The sequence below is a fragment of the Streptomyces sp. NPDC057474 genome, from assembly GCF_042802555.1.
Lineage (GTDB): Bacteria > Actinomycetota > Actinomycetes > Streptomycetales > Streptomycetaceae > Streptomyces.
In genome coordinates this window covers 1-3,729 of record NZ_JBHVDX010000432.1, presented here as the reverse complement: position 1 = coordinate 3,729, position 3,729 = coordinate 1, and the positions used below count along the sequence as shown (strand labels likewise).

Below are 3,729 nucleotides of genomic sequence, written 5' to 3'. Positions count from 1 at the left end.
CCCCGCGCCCCTGTTTGTCTTTTAGGGGCGCGGGGAACCGCGCGAGCAACCACGCACCACCCGCAGTCGCCCGACAACCGAACCGCCCCTTTGGTCACGCGGCCTTTCGCTCCACGTACTCCTCGATCTCCACCATCGGCGGCCTCTCCTCGAGGTCCACCGAATACGTCCGCGGCTCGAAGCCCTCCCGCCCCCGCTCGAACTGCGTCAGGACGGGACGGATCAGGTGGCCGCGGGCCAGCCGGAGCTGAGCCGTGCGATAAATGGCCGCGGACATGCGGCCCAGCGCCTGGCCGTCCTGGTGGCGGTGTTTGCGGACGCCGACATCGACCTGGGAGAGGGCGTCGAGGCCGACGAGGTGGAGGGCGTCGACCAGCATGCCCAGTTCCACGCCGTAGCCGACCGGGAACGGGAGCTGTTCCAGGAGGGAGCGGCGGGCCGCGTACTCGCCGCCGAGCGGCTGGACGAAGCCGGCCAGCTGGGGCCAGTGCATGTTGAGGAGGGGGCGGGCCATGAGTTCCGTCACACGGCCGCCCTGGCCGGCGGCGGAGCCGAGGGGGCGGTCGTACATCGCCTTGACGAGGTCGACGCCGGGGTCGGTGAGCAGTGGGCCGACGATCCCGGAGACGAAGTCCGACGAGAACTCCTTGAGGTCCGCGTCGATGAAGCACACGATGTCGCCCGACGTCACCATCAACGACCGCCACAGAACCTCGCCCTTGCCGGGCACGGCCGGGATGCGGGGCAGGATGTCGTCGCGGTGGACGACCCTCGCCCCGGCCGCCGCCGCGACCTGGGACGTCCGGTCGGTGGAGCCGGAGTCGACGACCACGATCTCGTCGACGAGCGGGGCCTGCCGCATGAGGTCATGACGGATGATCGCGACGATGTCGCCGACCGTCTCCTCCTCGTTCAGCGCGGGCAGGACGACGCTGACCGACTGACCGGTGGCTCGTTTCGCGGCCAGAATCCTGTGGAGCGGGCGGTCGGTCATGGACCAGGAGCGGGTGCTCAGCCAGCGCTCGACTTCCTTCAGCACAGTGCGCGGCTCCTCTGCGTTCATCTCGCGGTTCGGACGGCTCTCTCAACTGTCCTGGCCTTCGGTTACAGTCTTGGACAACGCTGGTGACCATCGCATGTCGGTGCTCGTCCGCGTATACAACCAAATACCGCTCATCCAGAGGGGCAGAGGGATACGGCCCGATGAAGCCCCGGCAACCCTCCAGCCGGTCTGACCACGTTGTCGTGGTGAGGCTCCCGGCTCGGGAAGGTGCCAAATCCGTCTCACGGCGAAGTGCGTCGTGAGGAAGATGAGGAGAAAGGGCCTCGCCTCCATGGCTGCGCAGACTGTTGCAAGCACCACCGACTCCACAGTAGACCTCGGCCCCGCCGCCGCTCTGAGCTGTCGCGAATGCGGTCACCGCGTTCCGCTCGGACCGGTCTTCGCGTGCGAGGAGTGTTTCGGACCGCTGGAGATCGCGTACGACTACTCCGCCTACGACACGGAGGAGCTGCGCAAGCGGATCGAGTCCGGTCCCGCGAACATCTGGCGGTACGCGCCCCTCCTGCCCGTCCCGGCCGACGTGGCCACCAAGCCGAACATCAACCCCGGCTGGACCCACCTCGTCAAGGCCGACAACCTGGCGGGCGCGCTCGGCGTCGACGCCGGCAAGCTCTTCATCAAGGACGACTCCGGCAACCCGACGCACTCCTTCAAGGACCGCGTCGTCGCCCAGGCGCTGGAGGCGGCCCGCGCCTTCGGCTTCACCACCCTCTCCTGCTCCTCCACGGGCAACCTGGCCGGTGCCGTCGGCGCCGCCGCGGCCCGTGCCGGCTTCCGGTCCTGCGTGTTCATCCCGCACGACCTGGAGCAGGGCAAGGTCGTCATGGCCGCCGTCTACGGCGGCGAGCTCGTCGGCATCGAGGGCAACTACGACGACGTGAACCGCTTCTGCTCCGAGCTGATCGGCGACCCGGCCGGCGAGGGCTGGGGCTTCGTGAACGTCAATCTGCGGCCGTACTACGCGGAGGGCTCCAAGACCCTGGCGTACGAGATCTGCGAGCAGCTCGGCTGGCAGCTCCCGGACCAGCTGGTCGTGCCGATCGCCTCCGGGTCGCAGCTCACGAAGATCGACAAGGGTCTGCAGGAGCTGATCAAGCTCGGGCTCGTCGAGGACAAGCCGTACAAGATCTTCGGTGCGCAGGCGGAGGGGTGCTCGCCGGTGTCGGTGGCATTCAAGGCCGGGCACGACGTCGTACGGCCGCAGAAGCCGAACACGATCGCGAAGTCGCTCGCGATCGGTAACCCGGCGGACGGGCCGTATGTGCTCGACATCGCTCGGCGGACCGGTGGGGCTGTCGAGGACGTGACGGACGAGCAGATCGTCGAGGCGATCAAGCTGCTGGCGCGGACCGAGGGGATCTTCGCGGAGACCGCCGGTGGTGTGACCGTCGGCGTGACCAAGAAGCTGATCGACGACGGGGCTCTCGACCCGACGCTGACGACTGTCGTCCTCAACACCGGTGACGGTCTCAAGACGCTGGATGCGGTGGCCGGGACCGGGCTCACCGCGACTATTCGGCCCAACCTTGATTCGTTCCGTGAAGCCGGTCTTGTCTAAGACTGGGTTGTAGTTCGTCTGCGGGCCTGTGGGCGCTGGTCGCGCAGTTCCCCGCGCCCCTGAACCCTGCTGTACCGACCGGAGGTCACACGTCATGAGCGTCAGTGTTCGCATCCCCACCATCCTTCGTACCTACACCGGCGGGCAGGCCGAGGTGAGTGCCGAAGGTGGGACTCTCGCCGAGGTCATCGCCGATCTGGAGAAGAACCACAACGGGATCGCCGCCCGGGTTCTGGATGATCAGGGCAAGTTGCGGCGGTTCGTGAATGTGTACGTGAATGACGACGATGTCCGGTTCGAGCAGGGGCTGGAGACGGCCACGCCGGACGGTGCGGGCGTGTCGATCATTCCCGCGGTCGCCGGCGGCTGACCCCCGTTCAGTACCGGCCGGTAGTAACCGTCGGTAACCTTGATTACCGAGAGTTCATCGAATTGCCCTCTCCGCGAGAGAAGCGGAGGGGGCAATTCTCTATGGTTGAGCACGGTACAGTTGGGGAACCCGGATCGATCACCGTAGTGATTTCATGCCGGGCGCATATCGGATCGCGCCGCACGCCCTATATGAAGTAGCCAAAGTGTGCAGGCCTTTTGCGTATTTCGTTCCCTTTGTGGGGCCCGACTTGCCCTGAATTCGGGCGAATTGTTCGTACATTCCCGACCGGTCGTGTCCAGAATTCTCGTCCGATTGACCTGTTGCAGAGGGCAGTTGGACAGATACATTCGGCCGCGGTCGACGCGTTCCGGCGCACACCCCCAACCGTTGGGGGGTGAGGTCTGACCCGGATCCGCGAAGTGTGGATCTGTGCAAGGGCCAGTAATAGGGGAGTTAGGCATGGCTCAGGGCACCGTCAAGTGGTTCAACGCGGAGAAGGGGTACGGCTTCATCGCGGTCGACGGTGGTGCGGATGTATTCGTCCACTACAGCGCGATTCAGATGGACGGTTACCGCACCCTGGAAGAGGGCCAGCGGGTCGAGTTCGAGATCTCGCAGGGTCAGAAGGGGCCGCAGGCGGACATGGTCCGACTGGCGGCCGGCTGAAGTAACGCGCCGGGTTTAACGCAGCGACGTTCTTCGTTCTTCATCGGAGGGCTCGCACCCCGTACGGGG

The 3,729-nt window shown here is 66.2% G+C and carries 4 protein-coding genes and 1 riboswitch; of the genes, 3 read left to right on the top strand and 1 reads right to left on the bottom strand.

Going from position 1 to position 3,729, the window contains the following annotated elements; all coding sequences use genetic code 11:
- Positions 1–94: 94 nt before the first annotated feature.
- Positions 95–1,039, bottom strand: coding sequence for a glucosyl-3-phosphoglycerate synthase (locus tag ACFU53_RS47260; protein WP_384006621.1), 945 nt, complete (start codon positions 1,037–1,039; stop codon positions 95–97).
- A gap of 131 nt (positions 1,040–1,170) precedes the next feature.
- A riboswitch (SAM riboswitch) is annotated at positions 1,171–1,317 on the top strand.
- 17 nt (positions 1,318–1,334) lie between these two features.
- On the opposite strand from ACFU53_RS47260, the gene thrC reads away from it, so the two are divergent.
- From thrC to ACFU53_RS47245, 3 genes are all read left to right on the top strand, one after another.
- A complete protein-coding gene (thrC, locus tag ACFU53_RS47255; RefSeq protein WP_384006618.1) occupies positions 1,335–2,621 on the top strand; it encodes a threonine synthase in 1,287 nt (428 codons plus the stop codon).
- A gap of 94 nt (positions 2,622–2,715) precedes the next feature.
- A complete protein-coding gene (locus ACFU53_RS47250) occupies positions 2,716–2,991 on the top strand; it encodes a MoaD/ThiS family protein (protein WP_383895890.1) in 276 nt (91 codons plus the stop codon).
- A 462-nt stretch (positions 2,992–3,453) separates the two neighbouring features.
- Positions 3,454–3,660 carry a cold-shock protein gene (locus ACFU53_RS47245; protein ID WP_005486335.1) on the top strand — a complete coding sequence of 69 codons (207 nt, stop codon included), beginning with the start codon at positions 3,454–3,456 and terminating at the stop codon, positions 3,658–3,660.
- Positions 3,661–3,729 lie beyond the last annotated feature (69 nt).